We start from the raw sequence: 22,851 nt of genomic DNA, 5'->3' as shown, positions 1-22,851 counted from the left end.
TATAAAAATGTCAAATAATAATAAAGAAGAAAAAGGAATAATTAATTTCGCGCTTGAAGACTTAATGGGTGATCGATTTGGAAGATATGCCAAGTATATTATTCAAGAAAGAGCTTTACCTGATGTAAGAGATGGATTAAAACCAGTACAAAGACGTATTTTATTTACAATGAACGAAATAAATTTAACTCATGATAGAGCTTATAAAAAGTCTGCTCGTGTGGTTGGAGATGTTATTGGTAAATATCACCCCCATGGTGATACTTCTGTTTATGATGCATTAGTTCGTATGAGTCAACCATGAAAATTAAATATTCCTTTAGTTGACATGCATGGTAACAATGGTTCTATTGATGGTGATAGTGCTGCTGCTATGCGTTATACTGAAACAAGACTTGCTAAAATATCAAGTATTATTTTGGCTGACTTGCAAAAAAATACTGTTCTTTTTGCACCAAACTATGATGATTCTGAAAGAGAACCGACAGTTTTACCAGGATATTTTCCAAATATCTTGGTAAATGGTGCTACAGGAATTGCTGCTGGTTATGCAACAAATATGCCTCCTCATAATAGTATTGAAATAATAGATGCAGTTATTGCAACTATTAAAAATCCGAAAATAAAATTAAGTGATATTTCAAAAATCGTTAAAGGACCAGACTTTCCAACTGGAGGAATTGTTATGGGTCAAGAAGGAATTGACTCTGCATTTGCAACTGGTAAAGGAAGAGTAATTGTTCAATCAAAAATTCATAGAGAAGGTGACAATCTTGTTATTGATGAAATTCCTTATGAAATTATTAAACAAGATCTTGTTAAAAAAATGGGAGATGTTGTTGATGCAAATCCTCATTTAGAAGTAAAAGAAGTTCGTGATGAAACTGATAGAACTGGTTTAAGAATTGTAATTGAACTTTCTCCTAAAGCTGACTATGAAATTACAAGAAAATTTTTATTAAAAAATACACCTTTACAAATTTCATATAACTATAATAATGTTGTGATTGTTGAAAAACAACCAAAACAATTGGGAATAATTGATATTATTACTGCTTATATTAAGCATTACAAAGAAATTTTTTCAAGAAAAACTAAATTTGATTTAGAAAAAGCTGAAAAAAGATTAGAAATCATTGAAGGGCTAATTAAAGCTATTTCAATTCTTGATGAAGTTATTAAAATAATTAGACATTCTTCAAATAGAAGCGATGCCATTGCAAACTTAATTGAAAAATATCAATTTAGTGAGACTCAAGCAATAGCTATTGTTGATTTAAGACTATATAGATTAACTTCAACTGATATTGTTAAATTAGAAGAAGAGAAAAAAGAATTATCGTCTTTAATTGAAGGCTATAAAGCGATTTTAGGTGATGTTAAAGTTCTTGATCAAAAAGTAATTGAACAGTTGATAGCAACAAAAAAAGAATTTGGTGTTCCAAGAAGAAGTCAAGTTGTTAGTGAAATTGAAAATATTGAAGTTGAAATAAAAAAAACTATTGTACAAAAAGATTACACAATTTGAATTTCTCAAGATGGTTATTTAAAAGCAATTGAAGACTCTCAATTGGGAAAAAACTCAATGGAGGATTTCAAACGTAAACCAAATGATATTTGAATTTCACAAGTTCCAGCTTCAAGTTTAGATTTTATTTTACTTGTATCAAGTGCAGGAACATATTATTCAATTCCTGTTTATAAAATTATTCCAAGTAAATGAAAAGAAATTGGAATGCATATAAATAAAGTTGCAACAATTTCTGGAAATGAAAGAATTCTTGCTGCATTTGTTGTTAAACAATTTAAAAATGCAAAACAAGAAATACTTTTAGCAACTAAAAAGGGAATGATAAAACGTACACCAGTTGAAGATTTAGAAACTAAAATGTTTTCAAAACCTTTTAGAATTATTAAATTACAAAATGAAGATGAACTTGTATCAGCTTCACTTGTAACTTCAAAAACAAAATCTGCAACAATGTTAACAAGAACAGGTTTTGCTGTTAGATATGATATTGCTGAAATACCTTCAGCAGGTCCTAATGCAAAAGGAGTTAAGTCAACTGTAGTTAAAGATGAAGATATTGTTGCTGGTAAAGCATTTGGTAATGGTGATGTTTTAATCATTACAAATAAAGGAAATGTTAAAAAAATTAAACAAGATCATGTTCCAATTATGGCAAGACCAAAAAGAGGAGTTAGATTATATCCTTGAAATAAAAAACGTGATGAGTTTGCAACATTCTTATATAATATTCAAACAAATGATATTTTAAATATTCTTGATGAAGAAGATAATTTAATACAATTAAATGTTAAAAACTTTAAATTTGCTGACTTAGAAGATGTACCAGAAGATTTAGATATGGCTGAAATAATTACAACAACTTTAGAAAAATCATTCATTGTTAATAATAATGATGTACCACCAACTCCAAAAGGTGGAGATGATGAAGAGCCAAAGAAAGTTGTGAATGTAAAAAAGCAGTTAGCCGCTAAAAAAATAGCGGTTGATAAAATTGAAAAATCTGAAAATATAAATAGTGAAATTAAAGAAGAAATAGTTCTTGATGAAGTTGAAGAAGAAATAATTCTTGATGAAGTTGAAGATGAAATAATATCTGAAGAGTTTCAAGAAGAAATGATCAAGGAATCAAGAGAATCTAATGAAAGTAAAAAAGTAAGTATTAGTGATGAAGAAACTAGTGAACTTAAATTAGATTTAGAAGACTTAATTTAGAAACACATTATGTGTTTTTTTATTTTAATTATGATTAAATTAATATAATTTTAGAAAGTAAGAAACATGAAACAGTACAAAGGTAAAGTGTCAAAATTTATTTTTAAATCAGATAATGGCTATGCGATAGCAATTTTTGTTTTGTTTAGCGATGAAAAAAAATCAATTGTAATAACAGGACCAATTGGAATGATGAAAATTGGTATTATTTATGAAGTTAGTGGTGAAGAAGTTGATGATACAAAAAGAAATCAAAAAAGTTTATCAATAAAAAGTTTTAGTCAGGTCAAAACTTTTGATCAGGATGGTTTGATTAAGTATTTAAGTTCGCCAATCTTTCCAACTGTTGGAAAAAATTTAGCAAAAAATATTGTTGAATATTTTAAAGATGATGTTTTTGCAAAAATAATGAATAATAAGACTGAGTTATTTAATATAAAAGATATGACACAAGCAAAAGCAGAAATAATTTATGATGTAGTTATTTCAAAATTTGGTGATACAAAAATTTTAGACATATTTGTGGAAAATAATTTAAAAATAGAATTTTTAAATTTATTACAGAAGGAAGAGGAGGATATTAATTTTATTGAACAAATTTTAAGAGAAGACTTTTATAGTTATGCAAATGAAAAAGGAATGCAACCATTTTATGAAGTTGACAGAGTCTGTACTACTTTTGGCATGGAAGAAAATGATGAAAGAAGAGTTTCTTGATTTGCAAATGAGTTTGTAAAAGAAATTCTTTTTAAAGAGGGAAATACTTTTACTGATATAAATCAACTGCTTAAAAAAATGAAAACACATTTTAATTTAAGTGATGAGGAAATTAGAAATAAACTTCTTTATGCAAAAAATCAAAAAATTATTTATTTTAAAAATCAAAAAATTTATACTAAAGAGAGTTATGAAGATGAACAATTTATTGCAAAAGAATTATTTAACTTGCTAAATAGAACTAACTATTTAAAAAGAGAATTTAACTTTGAAGAAAAATTGGAAGAAGTTGAAAATTTTATTTCTTCTAGAAGTGGAATTAAAAATTTTAAATATAATAACGAACAAGTGGAAGCAATTAAAAACTTTATGGAAAATGATATTTCAATAATAACAGGAGGACCTGGTACTGGTAAGACAACAGTTATTACTGGAATTGTAAAAATGTATGAACTAGTCTATAACGATAATAATTTTGCACTAACTGCACCAACTGGTAGAGCAGCTGGAAAAATAAAAGATGATTCAGGATACAAAACTTCAACAATTCATAGGCTATTACAATATTCTGGTAATGATATTTTTGAAGCAAATGAAAATAAACCAATATTTAAAAATTTAGTTGTTATTGATGAGTGTTCAATGATAGATAATCATTTATTTGCTTCTCTTTTAAGAGGAGTAAAAGGTATTAAAAAAATGCTATTAGTAGGAGATGTGGAACAACTACCAAGTGTTAGTTATGGTAATCTTTATGAAGATTTAATTGTTAGTAATTATTTTAAAACAACAAGACTTATTAAAAATAATCGACAATTAAATAGTGAAGGAGAGATTAATTCTATTATTGAACTTTCAGATGCAATTAAAAATGAAACTATTAATAATTTCAATTTTGAAAATACTTCAAATGTTAAATTCACTTTTTCAAAGGACTATGAACATATTGTCAATATTTTAAAAGATACATATAGTAATTTAAATCCAACAAGTATTGAAGATCAATTAAATGATTTGCAAATTATTGCTCCGATGTATAAAGAAAATTTAGGTATTGATAATTTAAATAACATTATTCAAAATTTAGTTAATCCTTCTAAATCAAAAGTTTATAAAAGATATGATTTAGAGTTTAGAGTAAATGATAAAGTTATGTATATTGAAAATGACCCAATCTATGAACTTTCAAATGGAGATGTAGGTTATATTAAAGAATTAAATTTCATTGGTGATAAATTAAAAACTGCAAAAATAGTTTTTAATGAAAGAGAAATAGAAATGGGATTAAGTTCATTTCAAAAAATCAAATTGAGTTATGCTTGTTCAATTCATAAAACTCAAGGAAGTGAATATAAAAATACAATTATTATTTTAGATGGAAATAATAGAAACTCTAATTTTATACTTAATAAGAAAATGTTGTATACTGCTATTACAAGAGCAAAACAAAATTTGTTTATAATTTCAGATCAGTTACTTTTTATAAAAGCTTGTAATAGGAACCCAAAAGCAAGATTAACTACTTTAAAAGAAGCAATTATGTTATTAAAAGAGCAATAAAATCTTGAATTATTTAATTTCTTTAATAAAGTTTTCACTTTTTGACTTAAAATATAGTTGTTAGGAGCTAAAATATGATTATAAAGAATGCTAACATTGTAATTGAAAATGAAGTAATTGAAAATGGTTGATTAGAAATAGAAAATAAAATTATTAAATCAATTAATAGGGGTAAAACTAATTTTGAAGGTATTGATATTGAAGGCAATTGACTTTTACCTGGATTTATTGACTGTCACGTTCATGGTGGTTATGGTTACGACTTTGAAAATGGAACAATAAGTGCTTTTGAAAATTTCTCAAAAAATGTATCAAAAGAGGGTATTACAAGTTATGTTCAAGCTAGTGTTACCAATTCTAAGGAAAATAATATTAAGTATTTAAAAGAATTTAGTAAATTTATGGAAAATCAAAAGTTAGGATCAAAATGTTTAGGCTTACATATGGAAGGTCCTTTCATATCAAAAGAAAAAAAAGGAGCGCATGAAGTTTCTTTATTAACAAATCCAAATATTGAATATTTAAAAGAGTTAGTTAAAGCATCAAATGATAATATAAGAATTATGACTTATGCAGCTGACTTACAAGATGGTAGTTTTACCAAGTATCTCTTGGAAAATAATATTTTACCAAGTGTTGGTCACACAAACATGAGTTTTTCTCAATGTGAAAAAGATTATGAAATTGGTTTTAGACATGTAACTCATTTATTTAATGGAATGAGTGGAGTTAGTCAGTATGAACCTGGACTTGCAACTTTTAGTTTATATAAAGATGATATTTTATGTGAAGTAATTACTGATGGAATTCATATTGAAAAAGATACTTTAAAATTAATTTATAAGATTAAAGGAGCAAATGGTATTTGCATTATAACAGATGCTATGAATGCAAAGGGATTAGATGATGGTGAATATAAATTAGGAAATTTAGAAGTAATTAAAAAGGGAATGAGAGTTTCATTAAAAGATAGTGGTGTTTTAGCAGGAGCAGGTGCGACTTATGATTTTAATGTTAGAGTAATGCTTGAAGCTAATCCTGAAATTAAAATGACAGAATTAATTAAAATGACTTCAATCAATATTGCAAAGCAATTAAAAATTTTTAATAAGCGAGGAAGTATTGAAAAAAACAAATTTGCTGATTTAGTTGTTCTGAATAAAAATTTAGAAGTTTTAAAAACATTTGTAGAAGGTGAAAAGGTTTATGAAAAGTAAAGTTAATCCAAGAAGTTTTACTATGATAAAATTCTTATTGACTTTAGGATTAATTTTTAATTATTCAATTTCATTAATATCATTTATTAATGTTTTTAAAAGTGATGGACAAAATTTATTAATAGATAACAAAACCTATATTGCAATTCAAATTTTATTATTAATATCAGCTATTGCAAGTTTATTGATTTTCTTTTTTCTTAGAAGAAATGTTAATAAAAAATTAAACTATAATTATATTAGAAGAGAAAAAATTCAAATACTTTTATGCTCAATATTTATTTTAACTATTTTTATTCTTTCAATTATTGATATTTTAATTATATTCTTTGTTTCAAAAAATATTTATGTAATGGTTATAATATTTATTATAGTCCAATTAATTTTGGGAGTAGTTATTTCGATACTAGAAAGCTTTTCAAGATTATCAGAACAAGTAATTGCAAATAAATTATGATTTGAACAAGAGGATGAAATTAAAATGAAAGTTAGTAAAGAAAAGTCAAAAGTAATAGAAAAAAAAGATGAGGATTTTAATCCATTTATGCAGGAGGAAGAACATGATTAAGTTTGGAACAATTGGTACTTCAAAAATTACACAACAGTTTATAAATGCTGCTGTAAAAAATCCAAATTGTAAAGTTGTATGTTGCTATTCAAGAGATAAAACTAGAGCAAAAGATTTTATTCGTGATCATAAGTTATATGCTAAAGCTGTTGATAATTTTGATCAAATGTTAGATGAAGTTGATGCAGTTTATATTGCCTCACCAAATGGTTTACATTATGAACAAGCTAAATATTTTTTAACACAACAAAAACATGTTTTACTTGAAAAACCATTAACACTGTCTTTTGAACAAGCACTTGAGATATCAGAGATTGCAAAAAGAAACAATGTTTTTTTAATGGAAGCTTATAAAACATTTCACTGTCCGCAAATTTCTCATTTATTTAAGTTTGTTAAAAGCTACCAACCATTTATTGCTAATTTAAATTTGAATCGCTATTCTTCAAGAATGGCTCAAGTTAAAATGGGACAATATGATTCAGTTTTTGATTCAAAACTAGGTAAGGGTTCAACTTATGATATGTTAATTTATCCAGTTGAATTAAGCATTGCTCTTTTTGGGCCAGTTATTGAAGTTAAATCAATGGGTCAAAGGCTTGGCAACGGAAGTGGAATGAATGATTGTGTTATTTTAAAACATGATAGTGATGTTTTAACAAATATAGTTTGTAGTAAAGCAAGTAGAGGAATAATTGAAAATGAGTTACTATCAGATATTGCAACTATGACGTTTAAAAATGTTATAGAATTAGAAGAAATCAATGTTTATAAAACTAATTCAAATGAAGCTGAAGTAATTCATAAAACGGAAAGTGATAAAGATTTATTTGAATACGAAATATCAGTTTTCTTAAAAATGATAGCTGAAAATGATTTTAATTTAAGAGATTATTTATTAGACATTAGTTGTGAAACAGTAAGAGTTTTAAATCTTGTTGAAAAAAATCAAGAAAAGCCAGGAGAAATTTAAGATGAAATTAAACAAGTATATTGATCATACTTTATTAAAAGCGGATGCTAAAAAAGTTGAAATAGAAAAATTATGTATTGAAGCTAAAGAATATGACTTTGCAACAGTTTGCATTAATCCAAGTCATGTAATTTATGCAAAATCTTTATTAAAAGGAAGTAATGTTGGCATAACAACTGTTGTGGGATTTCCATTAGGAGCAACAACAAGTGAAGTAAAGGCGTTTGAAGCAAAACAAGCAATTGAAAATGGTGCAAGTGAAATCGATATGGTAATAAATGTAGGAGCAGTAAAAGATGCTAATTGAGATTTGGTTTTAAATGATATGGTTGCTGTAAAAAAAGCAGCACTAAATAATTGCGTAAAAGTAATTTTAGAAAATTGTTTATTGACACAAGAGGAAATTATTAAATGTTGTGAATTAGCATTAAAAGCAAATTTAGAATTTGTAAAAACTTCAACAGGATTTTCATCAGGGGGTGCTACTTTTAAAGATGTTGCATTAATGAAATCAATTGTAAAAGATAATGCAAAAGTTAAAGCAGCTGGTGGAGTTAGAACCTATGATGATGCTATGCAAATGATTGAAAATGGTGCGTCACGTTTAGGAACAAGTGGTGGAGTTGCAATTGTTAAAGGTGAAGAACACAAGAATGGGTATTAAAATTAATAATTAAAATAAAACTTTTTACATAAAGTTTTATTTTTTATTTTAATAAAGTTTTAATTATTTAATTTCTTGTAATTTTTTTATGTTTTAGAATTATGTATTACTGCAACTATTATTAATTGCTCAAAACATTTTCAATAACAATCAAATTATTATAAAAGGAGAGAGAAGATGATTAAGTTAACTAAACTTAAATATTTTTATAAAAAAAATAAAGTTCTTGATATTGAAAGTTTTATTATTAATGATGGTGATAGAATAGCATTTATGGGATTAAATGGTGCAGGTAAAACAACTCTTATAGAATTAATTTTAAATCTAAAAAATTCATATAAAGGAAATTTTTATTGTGATAAAAAATATATTTATAATGCTGTTTTTCAAGATTCAAATTTTAATGCAGACATTAGTCTGAAAGATATTTTTTATTTATATTGCAAATTATATAAAATAAGTTTGGATCATAATATATATTTTAATAATTTTGAATTAAAAGAAATTATGAATAATAAGTTTATAAAAATTTCAGCAGGTCAACAACAAAAATTTAAATTTCTAATTGCTTTATTAAATAAACCCAATTTTTTAGTCTTGGACGAAATTTCAACTTCACTTGATTACAAATGAAAAATTAAAATAATTAATATTATTTATAATTATGTCTATCAAAATAATGAGATTAATTTACTATTAGTGTCACATAATCCTGAGGAGGTAGCAAAGATTTGTAATAGAGTTATTTTTTTTAGAAAAAGGAAAAATTATTAAAGATTTTAAATTAGAAGGAAACTACCAGCATAGAGTAAGGATATTAGAAGAGATGGTTGCAGAAGATGTTTAAAGCTGAATTTTTAAGAGTCATAAAAACTCCAATCAATTGACTTTTCTCTGTAGTTTTTCCCATAGTATTAATAATAATTTTTGGGCTGTTACTTGGAAGAGAATATTTGCACTATGGACTAATGGGAATAATATTGTTAATATCTTTAGCTGGAACAATTATTCCAATAAGCATTTATTTTTGTTCAGATAAAATTGAAAAGAGAATTAAACACTATTTAATCATTCAGGGAGCAATAAAAAGATATACGCTTGCTTTATACTTAGTTAATTTAATTATATTTACATTTGTTTCTTTCATAATTTTTTTAATTACAATATTGGCCTTCAAAGTAAATATTGATTATAAAGCTATTTTAATGCTATTAATATTTCCAATTATTTCTTATTCATTAGCTTTTATGATAGCTATAATTTTGGGTTCTTTAGTTACTTCAATTAACTCTATAATTCCTTTTTCAATGCTATTATTTTATTTATTTTTGCTTTTATCAGGTTTAATTATTCCATTTCAAAGTTTAATGGCGGAAAATCAAAGTTTCTATTATATAGAAGTATTAACTCCTTTTGGATGTTTATATATGTTTTACAGTCATGTTGTTGGATCAATAGAATTATCTACAACAAAATTACTAATTGCTGGATTTGTAATATTGGGTTGAATAGGGACTTTAAGTTATTTTTTGTATCTTTCATTAAAAACATTTAAAAAATAAGCATATTTAGTTATTTAAAAGAAAACTGCCTTAATAAACTAAATAAATGGTAAAAAACTGATATTTTACCTCATATTAACTTAAATAGAGAATTATTAAGATAATAGTAAAAATAGATAAAAACTTAAAATAAATAGCTAGAAAAGACTAATTTTTGGTTAATTTAGTCTAATTTAGCCAAAAATGCCAATTTAAGCTATCAATTAACTTAAATTCATAATTTATATAAAGGCATAAACAAAGGTTTTAATAAAAAGGTATTTTTTTTGATATAATATAGGTAATATTTGTATTTTTAGGGGGGTTATCAATGAAAAAGTACGGATTTGAAATGGATGATTATAATTTACCAAGTTCAATCAGAAAGAGAATTGATGATTTAGTTGAATTAAATATAAATCCTTCAACTATAAACCTTATTACAACTGAATTTTCTTCTTCAAGTGAAGAAACAAAGGAAAATATTGGAAGATACATAACAAAACTTTTAGAAATAGAAGATTTTATTATTTATCAAAATAGTAAAAAAAGTGGTGGAACGAACTTAAAACAAGAGTTAAATTCAAAAAAACGTCATTCTAATCTATTAATAATTCAACAAATTTTTCAAAAAAAAGAAACTAATGGACAATCAAAAATAAAGAGATATCAACCAATTAATAATATTTCTGAAAATTTGCATAGTTTTAATGGTTCTTTGAAAAAGAACAACAGTGAAATTAAAGATATAAATAAAATGCAAGATATTGCTAGCAAAAAATTAAAAATTGAGTTAGCTATCCAAAAAGAACAAGAAAAAATAAAAGTAGCTCAAAAACAATATGAAATAGCTAAGTTTGAAGATGATGAAATAACACAAGAGTTAAAATTAAATATAGCTAAATTTGCAAATAATAGATTAAAAAAAATATCGAATGCTATAACTACTTATAAAACTATTGATAAAATTCCTGATGAAATTATAGAGGAAAATTTTTATAATGATGAAAGTGAATTTGATTATAAAGAAATGACTCATGAACTTTGTAATTTAGATGAAAGTGAATTTAACTCTGAAATCCTAAAAACAATAGAAATTAATCTTGAGACATTTTTTGATGTTCCTGGATTTGATGACTATCAAGAGGAAATGATTAATATGAGTAGATCTAGATATACACAAGAATTAAGAAATAAATCAGAGAGAAAAGAACTTAAAAAAGCACAAGATTTAGAAACTAGTTTGAAAGATAATAAAAAAACTAATCAAGTTGAGAATAAAGTTGAAAGAAATATTGATAATAAAGTAATTTATAACAATTTTGAACAAAATAACTCAACAGTTAAAACAGAAATTAAAAATAATAAGGACTCACAAGAGTTTATAGTTAATGAAAACAAAAATACTGAAAGTAAATTTAATAAAAACTCTAAGGAAAGTAATAATCTTACAGAACCAAAAGTAATTATTAAAGAAATTAATAACTACTTATTTGAAAATAAGAATACGAGAGAACTTATTACAGGTAATAACTTCCAAAAAAATCTTGATGTTTCTGAGGATGGAGAAGAAAATAATATCTTATTATTTGAAACTAATTCTGAAAAAATTATTAAAAAAATTAAAAAGAAAGCAAGAGCTAAAGATAGACAAATTGAAAAGTTAATTAGAGAAAATGAGTTCCTTCATAAGGAACTTACTAAATTAAGAGAAGAAAGAAAAATTAATGAATTAAGAGAACTTGAAAACAAAAAGAGAAAGCTTAATGAAAATTTTGAAGATACTATTAAAAAAGAAAGAAGAAAAATTGAAACTACTTATCAAATTCTTGAGAAAAAATGAAGAGCAGAAACAATTAACAGGTCTTTAAACTCAAAACAAAAAGCTTTTAGAGTAGTAAATTCTATTAAAGAAAAATCAAAACTTTTACAAGAACCAGACAATAATTTACAAGTAATCATAGAAAATAAAAATATTGAGCAACTAAATAATACAAAAGAAAATAATACAGTAAATAAGAAAAACTCAATTAATAAAAATAAAGTTGTTAATTATAATTCACAAAACATTATTGAAAAAAATAGTAAAGAAAATAATTTAAAGGAAAATATTAAAAAATCAATTAGTCAAAATCAATTGACTAATAATAGTTCACAAAACATTGTTGAAAACAATAGAACAAATAAGAAAAAAACAAGTAATAAAACTCATGTTGTTAATTATAATTCACAGAACATTGTTGAAAACAATAGTGAAGTGAATAATTTAACAGAAAATAAAATGATAAGTCAAAATCAATTTATTAATGATAACTCAGAAATAAATATTGAAAATAATAGTAGAGTAAATAATTTAACAGAAAATAAAATACAAAGTCAGAATCAAATTGTTAATAATAACTCAGAAATTATTGCTGAAAATAACACAAATAATTTGGTAACTAATACAAAAGAGATTACAGTTACAACAACAACCAATACAAACAAAAATCAAAGTAAGAGAGTCAATTCAAAAAGAAAGAATTCCAAAGAAATAATTATTGATCAAAAAATATCTTTTGCGAATAAAAATAATTTTTCAACTGAATTAAGAAATCAAAATCAATATGAGGGTGATGAAAAAAGAATTTTATATTTAGAAAGCAGAAAAAATTTAAATATAATAACAAAAGAAGAAGCAAAAGAATTAGAGCTTAAAAAGAAAAAAAATCATCATACTTCATCTAAAATAGTTTTAAGTAAGTATAAATTAGTTAAAAGATAGGTTGATTAACATATCTTTTTTTTATGCTAAAATAACCATATAAAAGGCGGAAAAGTCATGGAAAATTACCAAACTCAATTTAGAGGATTTGATATAGCATGATATACAAAAAATAAAGCAAAAAGTTTCTTGAAAAAATTAGGAACTAGTTTTGGTTTTGTAATTATTTTAATGCCTATTTTTGGAATTATTTTATCAATTGGAAATGCTACAAAAGTAAATCTCCTAATTAATATCGGCAGTATTTTATTTTCAAATATTGGTATTTGATTTGCACTAGCAATTATAATAGGTTTTACTTCAAATAAGGGAGTTGCTGTTTATTGTGGAATTTTATCTTATTTAGTCTTTAATGTTTTTATTTGAGCTTCAATTAAAGATAATTCAGTGAATAAAAACTTATTTGATATTTGATTTTGAAAGGACTTACAAAAAAACCTCTATCTTTCAAAATTATTTTTTGGTGGCTTAGAAACATTTAATTCTGGAGTTATTGGTGGCATTCTTGTTGGAACCTATGTTACATTTATTTATAAGAAGTTTAAAGATATAAATTTACCAAAGGGTTTAGAATTTTTTGCTAAAGAAAGATTTGTAATAATTTTAACTATTATTTTTTCAATGGTTTTTGCTTCTCTTTTTATAATAGTATGACCAATATTTGGCTATGTTTTGTCGATGATGGGAGCTGTGGTTGCCAAATCACCAATTGGATTAGATGCTTTTATATTTAGAACAATACAAAGAATGTTAATACCTTTTGGCTCAAATTTACTTTGACAATCTCCAATGTGATACACCCAAGTAGGTGGAGATTTAAATTCATATCAACAAGACTTATTGATTCAATATCTTTTAAGAGAATCACATGGTGAAAATCTAGCTATTGTAACGGAACTTTTAAATATTAAGGAAAAGGGATTCGGACAAGAAGAAATTACTACAATTTTTAAAAACTATTTAGGAGAGAGTGATTTTAATTTAATTGAGACTCCAATAAATATTTGATTTAAAGAAACTGAAAGTATTTTTCAATCAAATCCAAGTGGAGATCAAATTATTTGAAATATTGTCTCAACTAATAAATATATTACCATTGATGATTGTTGAAATGCTGGTTTAAGAGTAAGTAGATTTATTTCAGGAGGTTATATAAATTCAATTTTTATTCTGCCAACTTTATCATTAACTTTGTTATTAATGACACCAAGAGGGGAGAAAAGATCAAAAATGGGTATTTACATTACAGCTGCTTTAACAGCTATGCTTGTAGGAGTAACAGAGCCTGTAGAATATCTATTTTGTTATTCAATGCCTTTATTTTATTTTGCTATTTATTGTCCTTTAAATGGTATTTTAGCAATGTTAACCTCATTGTTTAAAGTAAAACTAGGAACATCATTTTCAACTGGTATTTTTGATTTTATATTAAGTGGTATTATTCCAACTGCAAATGGAGTAAATACAAAAATATGAATAATTCCAATAATTGGAGTTATTGCAAGTATCTTTATATTTATTGTGGCTTTCTTTTGATTTAAGAAATTTAATAGAGAAGAAAATAATGATATTATAAATGCTAAGTTATTGAGAGATTCAATTTATAAATTAATTGAAGATTTTGGAGGAATAAAAAATATTCTTAGTTATCAGTTAACTCAAAAAGATTTAACTATTAAATTTAAAAACACTAATAATACTATGAACTTATTCGACCATTTTGAAAAAATTGAAAAAAAAGAGGACACTATAATTTTTTCAATCATTGATAACAATAAAGAAAAGATTGAGATATTAAATTTTATTATTTCAAATAAAAATAAGAAAAAAATGTTTAAAAAAGAACTTCAATAGTTCTTTTTTAAATATTATCATTAATTGTTTTTATAATATTAAAGGCAATTTCACTTTTTTTTGCCTTATTAAACTCAATAATTTTCTTGTTTTTTGTTAATAATATTTTAATTTCATTACTATTTGATTCCATAGCACTTGCTAGATTTACTACTAACATATCAAGATTTTTTTCTTTTACTTTTTTTCAAGCTTTTTCTAAATCAAAATTATTTGCTAAGGAAAACCCAACCAAGAATTGATTTTTTTTAACTTTTCCTAGTTCCTTTAAAACATCAATTGCGGGATTTAGGGTTAAATTTAATTCCTTATCTGAAAGAGATCTTTTTTCTATTTTTTTATCAATATAATTTTCAACTTCAAAGTCATATAAAGCAGCTGAACAAATGACAATATCTGATTTATTAAAGTTTTTTAACATTTGTTCCAACATTTCGGAGTTTGTTTTTACGTAAATATTATCATCATCTGAAATATTTGCCACTAATGTGTCACCAAAGACAGTTTTTAACGCTTTACAATTGTTTTTTAGAATTTTTTTTAATTCAGATCCCATTTTGCCACTACTTGCATTTGTAATATATCTAACTTTATCAATATAACTTCTAGTTTTGCCAAAATTTAGTAGAACTGTTTTATTTGATAAGTTTTTAAAACTATTTAGTTCTAAATCAATAAATTTTATTACTTCTTCAGGTTCTAATGATCTACCAATTCCTTCATGACCACTTGCTAATTTACCATATTTTGGCTCAATTCACTTAACATTTCCACTAGACTCTAAAATATGCTTATTTTTCTCTAAAATAGGGTTTAAATACATATTTGAGTTCATGCTTGGGAATAAAATTGTTTTGTAATTTGAAACAGAGAATATTAAACTAGCTAAATCATCAGCTATTCCATTGGCAATTTTACCAATATAGTTGTAAGAAGCAGGATAAACCACATTTAGAGTGCTTTGAAAGGCAATTTTTATATGCTCACCATAATGGTGTGAGTCATAGAAATTTCTATCAAATATGTCCTCTAAATAGTCAATATCACCAAAATCTGCAAACTTTTTAGCATTTTTAGTTATTATTAACTTAACTTCATAAGTTTTTGTCAATAATTGATATAGTTTTAAAGCTTTACTAGCAGCAATTCCTCCTGTAACTATTAAATTTATTTGTTTTTTCATGATTTTTTGCCCATTTCTTTAAATATTATCTACTTTTTTATCTTTTTTTTCACTTTTTTTGCAAAAAATATAGACACAAAGCAATTTACAATCTATAATTATTTTTGACTAGGAGTTGAAAAAATGGCAAGTGTTGTTGTACGCGAAGGTGAACCAATTGAAAAAGCACTGAAACGTTTTCAAAAAGTAGCTGCTTCAAATAAATCAGAAGCAAGAAGACGTGAATATCATTTAAGTAAAAAAGAAAAACGTATTTACAAACAAAAACAAAACAAAAAATTTGGTTAAAACAAATTTTTTTTTATTTTCTTTGAAATAGGAATTAAACTAATTTTGCAATTTCATCATTATTTCTAAAATATTTCATAAACCTATATTATTTTTTTGTTAGTTAAAAAAATAATTATTTTATTATTTCTACCTTAGTAGAAGCAAATAAGATATAATTATATGTAATAATAAAACTTTAAAGGAGAAATTGTGAAATGAAAAAGAAGGATAAAAAAGCGTATTCAATTAACAATTTATATTCACTTGGATCATTAGAAAAACTTGAAAGTGGTAGAACTGTTGGTAAACCAGAAGCAGTAGTAAATAATCAAATTTCAAAAATTGAATTATTAAGAAAGTCAAATAGTGCGGGTTCTTCTAAATTAGCTGATTTACCTGAAGAAATTAAAAAGGCAATTGAAAATAAAGCCAGAATTGATGATATTTTAAATAATGGAAGAAACTACACTGTTGAAGATTTAAAAATAAAATTAGCAATGGAAAAGAAACCAATTGATAAAAAAAGAGCTAGTCAAATCAAAGAAGAAAGAATTGCATTCTTTAAAGAAAATATTGAGAAATTAAAACAAAATAAAAAAAGAAAAATAAAAATAGTATACGAAGAATAATATACTTATCTTGAAAAAATTTAAATTATTATAAAAGATTATATTTAAAACAAAACTTGTTTTGTTTTTTTATTTTATAGCGATTATATAATAGGGGTGATACTTTAATGTATTATTTAGAAGGTGCTATAACAGAACAAGATGAGGATTTTCTTTTATTAAAAGTTAATAATATTGGTTATAAAGGTTACAAAATTTTTAATGAGAATTTGCAACTAAATAAAATGCTTATTTTGTATGTTATAAATTATAAAAATGATTATTCTAATGATTTATTATTTTTTAATAGTAAATCAATAAGAGATTTGGCAGATTTGATTTTAAATATTAAAAATATTGGAATAACAACTATTAAAAAAATATTTAGAAATTTAAATGAGTTAGATTTTATTAAAATTTGTAAAGAGCAGGATATAAATTCTCTAAATAGAGTTTGCAATTTATCTGAAAGTATTTCTAAAAAAGTCATCAGTGAAATAAGATTAAAATTATTTAATGAGAAATATAGTTTAAAACAAATGAATGTAATAAATTCTTTAAACAAACTAGGGTATAAAATATCCGACATTTATAAGGCTATTCAAAATATGGATTTAAATTTAAGTGAAGAAATTCTTTTATCTAAAACAATTTTAAGTTTAAATAATTATGGAAAATAATGTTTTTAGACCAAATAGTTTAAAGGAATTTATTGGACAAACAAATATAATAAATAATTTAAATATATTTGTAAAGTCTGCTCAAAAAAGAAATAAAAACTTAGATCATATTCTTATTCATGGTTCATCTGGTTTAGGTAAAACAAGTTTAGCTTATTTAGTTTCTAAAATAATAAATAAAAAAATATATATTTTAAATGGTCAAAGTTTACAAAAACCTAGTGATATTATTTTCCCACTAACATCTTTAAAAGAAAATGAAATTTTATTTATTGATGAGATTCATTCTGTTTCAAAAGAAGTTTTTGAAATTCTATATCCAGTGCTAGAAGATAATAAATTAAACATAATAGTGGGTAAAGAATATAACTCAAAAGTTGTGAATATAAAAGTTGCAAACTTTACTTTAGTTGGTGCAACAACGGAAATAAATAAATTAGCCGAACCATTTAAAAATAGATTTCCCATATTATTTCATTTTCAACATTATAGTGAAAATGAAATTGCAGATATAATTCAATTAAATTGTAAGAAGTTAGAAATAGATTTAAATAAGGAAGTAATTAATTATATTTCAAAGTTTTGTCAAAATACTCCAAGAGTTGCAATTAATCTTTTAAAAAGAATTTATGATTATATTATTACTTTAGATCTTAAAAATATTGATATAAAAATTATTAAAAGTATTTTTTTAAAATTAGAAATTTATAAATTTGGATTAACCAATCAAGAAATTTCTTATTTAAAACTTTTATATAAACATTCAGTATTAGGTATTGAAACTATTCAACAAGTAATGGGATTACAGCAACAAATAATTATAAAATTAATTGAACCAATCTTAATTAGAAACTTTTTAGTTGAGAAAACTTTTAAAGGAAAAAAAATAACTGATAAAGCAATTGAATGATTAGAAAAAGAAATTTTAGTTTAAGTATTTATTTTTAATATTTAAAAAAAATATAAATAAGATATTTAAAATGCTAAAATTAAATTCATATTAAAAGGAGTTATCATGCTAAGACTTTCACGAACTTTATCAAATATTTCTATATATCTTATCCTTACTTTATTAATAAATGTAATGGTTTTTTCTATTTTATTAATATCGATAAAACCTCTTATGGAAGGTAGTTATAAATATTTTTTAGATTTAGGGAAATGATTACAGACAAATTTAAATGCAAGTTTAAGTTTAATAAAAGGTATTGGTATTACAATTTTATTAGCAACTTTTATATCATTTATTATTTTAATTTTTATTTTAATTTTTATTAATTCAAGAAAATCAATACCTCAAAGATTTGGTTACATCTTTGGTTTATGTGCTGGTGGTGTTGGTTTATTAATTTCAATTTTGCCTGCCATTATTTTTGGAGTTTTTAAAAATGGTGATGAGCTTTCAATACTTTTGTCTTTAATATTTTTTTTACTGATGGGATTAAGTAATTCACTTTTATTAATAGGTTCATTATTTGGAATTTTATTTGCAAAAACTTATCTTGATAATTATGAAGATAAAAAAATAATTAAAGAATAAAATAATTTTATTAAACTCGTTGATTTAGCAATTTTTTATATTTAATTTTAATAAAAAGTTAGTGTATAATATTGTTAATCGTATTTTAAAGGGGCTACTATGGAAAAGAAAGTTTATAATTTAAAAAAATCGAGCCTAGGTAAAGTGACATTTCAAGAGGGCACATCATTTTGTATGATTCAAGGTAAAAGTGATGGTGGTGAAACTTTTAGAGAAATTTTAATTATTAAATCTTTAGAAGAATTAATAAGAACTTTCCCTAAATGATCATTAGAAATTATTTCCTCAAATATAAATGATATAACTGAATTAAATAATAAAATTAAAGATTGATTAATTCAAAACTGAATGGAAACTGGAATTATATCTTTTAAAAGAGAAATGTACGAAAACTCTGGTTTTGAAGAAATAAAAAAAATGGATCCAATTGATTTTCTTAATTCTGAACCTGAAATTCCTCTATTAATTTTGGTTCATATTGCAACTGGAAATACAAATGGACATTTAAAAATTCCAATAAATGATTTAGAAATATCAATAAGATATATAAAAAATATTTTGGCAATTAATTTTTGAGAAGATGGAATTGTGAAATAATAGGGGAAGTACTAAATTACTTTTATAAATATAAAAAAGCTATAAATAAGATTTTTATATAAAATACAATTAAACTAATTGACTGAAAAAATCTATAAAGTTATCATGATTAATAAAATCATATTATTTTATATTTATTAGTTGACTTTTAATTAATTAATATTATAGGAATTAAAATTAATTTAAAAAAATTGAAAATATTTTATATAAATTTTAAAAATATATATTAAGATTAGATTTTTTATTTGTTGTAAATTAAAAATCTTTCCTTTTAATTTTTTTAAGTACTTTGCAATTAAAATTATTCTATAAAAAATGTAGGGATAAAAAATTACTAAATAAAATATGAAAAGTACTTACAAAAGTATTTTTTTTTGTTATCAATAATTCTTTCTTTTTAAATATTTATATATTACATATCTCAAAATAAACTAAAAAGTAATTTTTTAACCTTCTGCAATAAAAAAAGAAAAATAAATATTACAAGAAAAGATGAAGATTACTTTTATTTAAGTCGTTTAATATTTTAAAACAAAAAGATAAAAAACTTTAAGATCTTTATAAAGATTCTAAAGATACACAAAAAGTGGAGTAAAACCAATTTGCAGTATTAACACACATATATTTAAAGACACTAATTTTAATAAAATTTCAAAAGAAATTAGAATTATATGATTAGGATATAAAAATAATTTGGAAAGTAGAAAAAAACATTTATAGATGATTAGAAGAAATTTGTAAAAAAAGAAATGATTCCAAAAATATGGTTATAAGAAATTTTATTAAACTCATTTATAAAAAACAAAAATTATTTTTAATGGGTTATTGAGAAGATAAAAATACTGTTAAGCGTTTTAAAAAGCAAAGTATTTATTTATAGGGAGTAAAATATGAGCAAAGTAAAAATATTCAATCAATAGGATTATTCAAAAAAATTAGTAATTTTTTGAGAATAATCTTATTAATAAAAATTATGCTAAAATTAGCATTTTGATAAGATGTTTTGATATTAAGCAATAAGTTATAATAGAAATTACTTTTTCCAAGGAAAAAAGCAACTAAAGGTGAATAACTCTCTTTTTAAATTAATGCGGGGTTATATACAAATTGATTTAAAAAATAATTTTTATAATATTAGAATACCTATTTAATGCTTCTTTTGAGTTGGAAAGCATGATATTAATTCTCAACAATTAATTAGCAATAAATATATTAATTATTATGAAGTTGTTGAAATTTTAGAACTAAATAACAAATTTAATATAGTTCAAACCAGTTAAAAATTATTTAAAATAAGAAAAAAATATGAAAAGTATAAGTAATGATATTAAAATGACTATCAAAATCATGATAATAAAAAAGCAGGCCATAGTATAGAAAATAATAAATTTATTAATCTAGATATAGAAAAATCCAGTAAATATCTTTTTGAAAATCAGTACATTAAAAATATATTTGATAATAATTTAAATTTAAATAAGAAAGTGTTTGTAAAAAAAGTATTTAATTATATTTAGTTAAAATTTTTTGCATTTATTTTTAAAAACATTTTAGTTTATTTTGAAATTATAATAATAAAAATTAAGGAAAAGATGTAAAAGGTTGGTAGGGTGGGCAGTTGAAAGAAAGGTAATGTAAATATGTTTAAATTGTTATGTTTATTAGCATATAGTACATTTGGAATGACTAATATTTCTCCAGTAGTTAATGAGGTTTCAAAAAACTCTGATGAATTAATATATGATTATCCTGTGATAACAAATGATGAAAATGTTTTACCAAAAGTAGATCAAGTAACTATATATGTTGATAGTAATGGTATTGTGCATCAAACAGAAGAAAAAAATTTTTTAGGTGTTGATGTTCAAAAAATTATAAAAATGGGTGTTTGAAGTGATGGAACAACAATAATAAATTGTCGTGTAAGGGAAATGCCAAGTGTATTACCAAAAGAAATTACATCATTGGAAAATTTATTTAGATATAATAAGAATGAAAAAATTTATGGAATTGAAGAATGAGATACATCTAATATAACAAATATGAGTTGAATGTTTTATGCAGCTAATAATTTTAATCAAGATATTAGTAATTGAAATACATCAAATGTAACAAATATGAGTAGAATGTTTAATTTAGCATTTAATTTTAATCAAGATATTGGTAGTTGAAATACATCAAGCGTAGCAGATATGACTTTTATGTTTTGAAGTGCTTATAAGTTTAATCAAGATATTGGTAATTGAGATACATCGAATGTAACAAATATGCAGGGTATGTTTAATTCTGCTTCTGAGTTTAATCAAGATATTGGTAATTGAGATACATTGAATGTAACCGATATGAAAAGTATGTTTATGGAAGCTTATGATTTTAATCAAGATATTGGTAGATGAAATACATCAAACGTAGTAGATATGAGTAGTATGTTTTGAAGTGCTAAAAGTTTTAATCAAGATATTGGTAGCTGAAATACATCAAGTGTGATAAATATGAGTAATATGTTTTATAATGCTTCTAGTTTTAATCAAGATATTGGTGGATGAGATACATTAAATGTAAGAGAAATGACAGGAATGTTTCAATTTGCTACTAATTTTAATCAAGATATTGGTAGTTGAAATACATCAAGTGTATGAACTTTAGGTTTTATGTTTTATAATGCTTATAGTTTTAATCAAGATATTGGTAGATGAGATACATCGGGTGTAACTTATATGAGTCATGTTTTCTATAAAGCAGATAAATTTAATCAAGATATTGGTAATTGAGATACATCAAATGCAAACTTCATGCAATATATGTTTTTTGAAGCTTTAAACTTTAATCAAGATATTAGTAGATGAGATACATCAAAAGTATTTGATATGAGTTATATGTTTACTAATGCTCATAATTTTAATCAAAATATTTCAAAATGAAATGTGGATTGTGTAATATTATGAGTTGACTTTGCAAATAATTCTGGTTTACAAGAGGATTTTATTCCAGAGAAATTTAAATAATATAATTTAATTACTAAAAAAATTATTATATATTACCTAGTAATATATAATTCATAAGAGAATTGTTAGTTTCATAATAATTCTCTTTTTATTTTTTTGACATATATTATAATTTAAAAATATTTTATTTGTGAATTATACCTATAGAAATTAAAGAAAATATGTAAAGGTATTTTATGGGGAGCAGCAAATTTTCACTTATATAAAACAATTTTATCTTAATTATTTTTATGTAGATAATAAGAGCTTATGTCTCAAAATACAAGATTTATCCAATAAATAGATCTTGTATTTTCTCTTTTTCTATCAAAAAATATCAGTTAGTTAGCTTTCCAAGGAGAGTCAATTTTGGGTATTTTAGTAGTTT

General features: G+C 23.5%; 18 protein-coding genes. 17 read left to right on the top strand and 1 reads right to left on the bottom strand.

Going from position 1 to position 22,851, the window contains the following annotated elements; translation table 4 throughout:
* Positions 1-7: 7 nt before the first annotated feature.
* The 10 genes from parC to AAHM84_RS02025 all read left to right on the top strand — a co-directional run bounded on the left by parC (position 8) and on the right by AAHM84_RS02025 (position 14,601).
* A complete protein-coding gene (gene parC / locus AAHM84_RS02070) occupies positions 8-2,743 on the top strand; it encodes a DNA topoisomerase IV subunit A (protein WP_342259254.1) in 2,736 nt (911 codons plus the stop codon).
* A 66-nt stretch (positions 2,744-2,809) separates the two neighbouring features.
* Positions 2,810-5,020: an SF1B family DNA helicase RecD2 gene (gene recD2 / locus AAHM84_RS02065; protein ID WP_342259253.1), complete on the top strand. Its 2,211-nt coding sequence runs from the start codon at positions 2,810-2,812 to the stop codon at positions 5,018-5,020.
* 74 nt (positions 5,021-5,094) lie between these two features.
* On the top strand, positions 5,095-6,237 hold the full coding sequence (gene nagA / locus AAHM84_RS02060) for an N-acetylglucosamine-6-phosphate deacetylase (protein ID WP_342259252.1): 1,143 nt from the start codon (positions 5,095-5,097) through the stop codon (positions 6,235-6,237).
* A complete protein-coding gene (locus AAHM84_RS02055; RefSeq protein WP_342259251.1) occupies positions 6,227-6,805 on the top strand; it encodes a hypothetical protein in 579 nt (192 codons plus the stop codon). The genes nagA and AAHM84_RS02055 overlap by 11 nt, the downstream gene beginning before the upstream one ends.
* A complete protein-coding gene (locus AAHM84_RS02050) occupies positions 6,798-7,778 on the top strand; it encodes a Gfo/Idh/MocA family oxidoreductase (RefSeq protein WP_342259250.1) in 981 nt (326 codons plus the stop codon). Before AAHM84_RS02055 ends, AAHM84_RS02050 begins: the two co-directional genes overlap by 8 nt.
* Position 7,779: 1 nt before the next feature.
* On the top strand, positions 7,780-8,442 hold the full coding sequence (deoC, locus tag AAHM84_RS02045) for a deoxyribose-phosphate aldolase (RefSeq protein ID WP_342259249.1): 663 nt from the start codon (positions 7,780-7,782) through the stop codon (positions 8,440-8,442).
* Between the two features lie 177 nt (positions 8,443-8,619).
* Complete coding sequence (locus AAHM84_RS02040) at positions 8,620-9,216, top strand: ATP-binding cassette domain-containing protein (RefSeq protein WP_342259248.1); 597 nt, start codon at positions 8,620-8,622, stop codon at positions 9,214-9,216.
* Positions 9,217-9,281: 65 nt separating this feature from the next.
* The gene (locus tag AAHM84_RS02035) at positions 9,282-10,004 is read left to right on the top strand and encodes an ABC transporter permease (protein ID WP_342259247.1); all 723 of its coding nucleotides are present in this window, start codon (positions 9,282-9,284) and stop codon (positions 10,002-10,004) included.
* Between the two features lie 310 nt (positions 10,005-10,314).
* Positions 10,315-12,747: a hypothetical protein gene (locus AAHM84_RS02030; protein ID WP_342259246.1), complete on the top strand. Its 2,433-nt coding sequence runs from the start codon at positions 10,315-10,317 to the stop codon at positions 12,745-12,747.
* A gap of 57 nt (positions 12,748-12,804) precedes the next feature.
* Positions 12,805-14,601 carry a PTS transporter subunit EIIC gene (locus tag AAHM84_RS02025; protein ID WP_342259245.1) on the top strand — a complete coding sequence of 599 codons (1,797 nt, stop codon included), beginning with the start codon at positions 12,805-12,807 and terminating at the stop codon, positions 14,599-14,601.
* Between the two features lie 7 nt (positions 14,602-14,608).
* On the opposite strand, the gene coaBC is transcribed toward AAHM84_RS02025, so the two are convergent.
* Positions 14,609-15,784: a bifunctional phosphopantothenoylcysteine decarboxylase/phosphopantothenate--cysteine ligase CoaBC gene (gene coaBC / locus AAHM84_RS02020; protein ID WP_342259244.1), complete on the bottom strand. Its 1,176-nt coding sequence runs from the start codon at positions 15,782-15,784 to the stop codon at positions 14,609-14,611.
* Between the two features lie 123 nt (positions 15,785-15,907).
* Between coaBC and rpsU the strand changes: the two genes are divergently transcribed.
* The 7 genes from rpsU (at position 15,908) to AAHM84_RS01985 (ending at position 22,484) form a co-directional block, all read left to right on the top strand.
* Positions 15,908-16,072, top strand: a complete 165-nt coding sequence (rpsU, locus tag AAHM84_RS02015) for a 30S ribosomal protein S21 (RefSeq protein ID WP_162684848.1) — start codon at positions 15,908-15,910, stop codon at positions 16,070-16,072.
* A gap of 197 nt (positions 16,073-16,269) precedes the next feature.
* Positions 16,270-16,683: a hypothetical protein gene (locus AAHM84_RS02010; protein WP_342259243.1), complete on the top strand. Its 414-nt coding sequence runs from the start codon at positions 16,270-16,272 to the stop codon at positions 16,681-16,683.
* A gap of 107 nt (positions 16,684-16,790) precedes the next feature.
* Positions 16,791-17,342 carry a hypothetical protein gene (locus tag AAHM84_RS02005; RefSeq protein WP_342259242.1) on the top strand — a complete coding sequence of 184 codons (552 nt, stop codon included), beginning with the start codon at positions 16,791-16,793 and terminating at the stop codon, positions 17,340-17,342.
* Positions 17,332-18,276 (top strand): Holliday junction branch migration DNA helicase RuvB, encoded by a 945-nt coding sequence (gene ruvB, locus AAHM84_RS02000; RefSeq protein WP_342259241.1) that lies wholly within the window; start codon positions 17,332-17,334, stop codon positions 18,274-18,276. Before AAHM84_RS02005 ends, ruvB begins: the two co-directional genes overlap by 11 nt.
* A gap of 81 nt (positions 18,277-18,357) precedes the next feature.
* The gene (locus tag AAHM84_RS01995) at positions 18,358-18,882 is read left to right on the top strand and encodes a hypothetical protein (RefSeq protein ID WP_342259240.1); all 525 of its coding nucleotides are present in this window, start codon (positions 18,358-18,360) and stop codon (positions 18,880-18,882) included.
* Positions 18,883-18,981: 99 nt separating this feature from the next.
* The gene (locus AAHM84_RS01990; RefSeq protein WP_342259239.1) at positions 18,982-19,479 is read left to right on the top strand and encodes a hypothetical protein; all 498 of its coding nucleotides are present in this window, start codon (positions 18,982-18,984) and stop codon (positions 19,477-19,479) included.
* Between the two features lie 1,640 nt (positions 19,480-21,119).
* Positions 21,120-22,484 carry a BspA family leucine-rich repeat surface protein gene (locus tag AAHM84_RS01985; protein WP_342259238.1) on the top strand — a complete coding sequence of 455 codons (1,365 nt, stop codon included), beginning with the start codon at positions 21,120-21,122 and terminating at the stop codon, positions 22,482-22,484.
* Positions 22,485-22,851 lie beyond the last annotated feature (367 nt).

This window comes from Spiroplasma endosymbiont of Dioctria linearis, assembly GCF_964030865.1.
Classification (GTDB): domain Bacteria; phylum Bacillota_I; class Bacilli_A; order Mycoplasmatales; family Mycoplasmataceae; genus Spiroplasma_A.
This window is presented reverse-complemented; position numbering and strand designations above follow the sequence as displayed.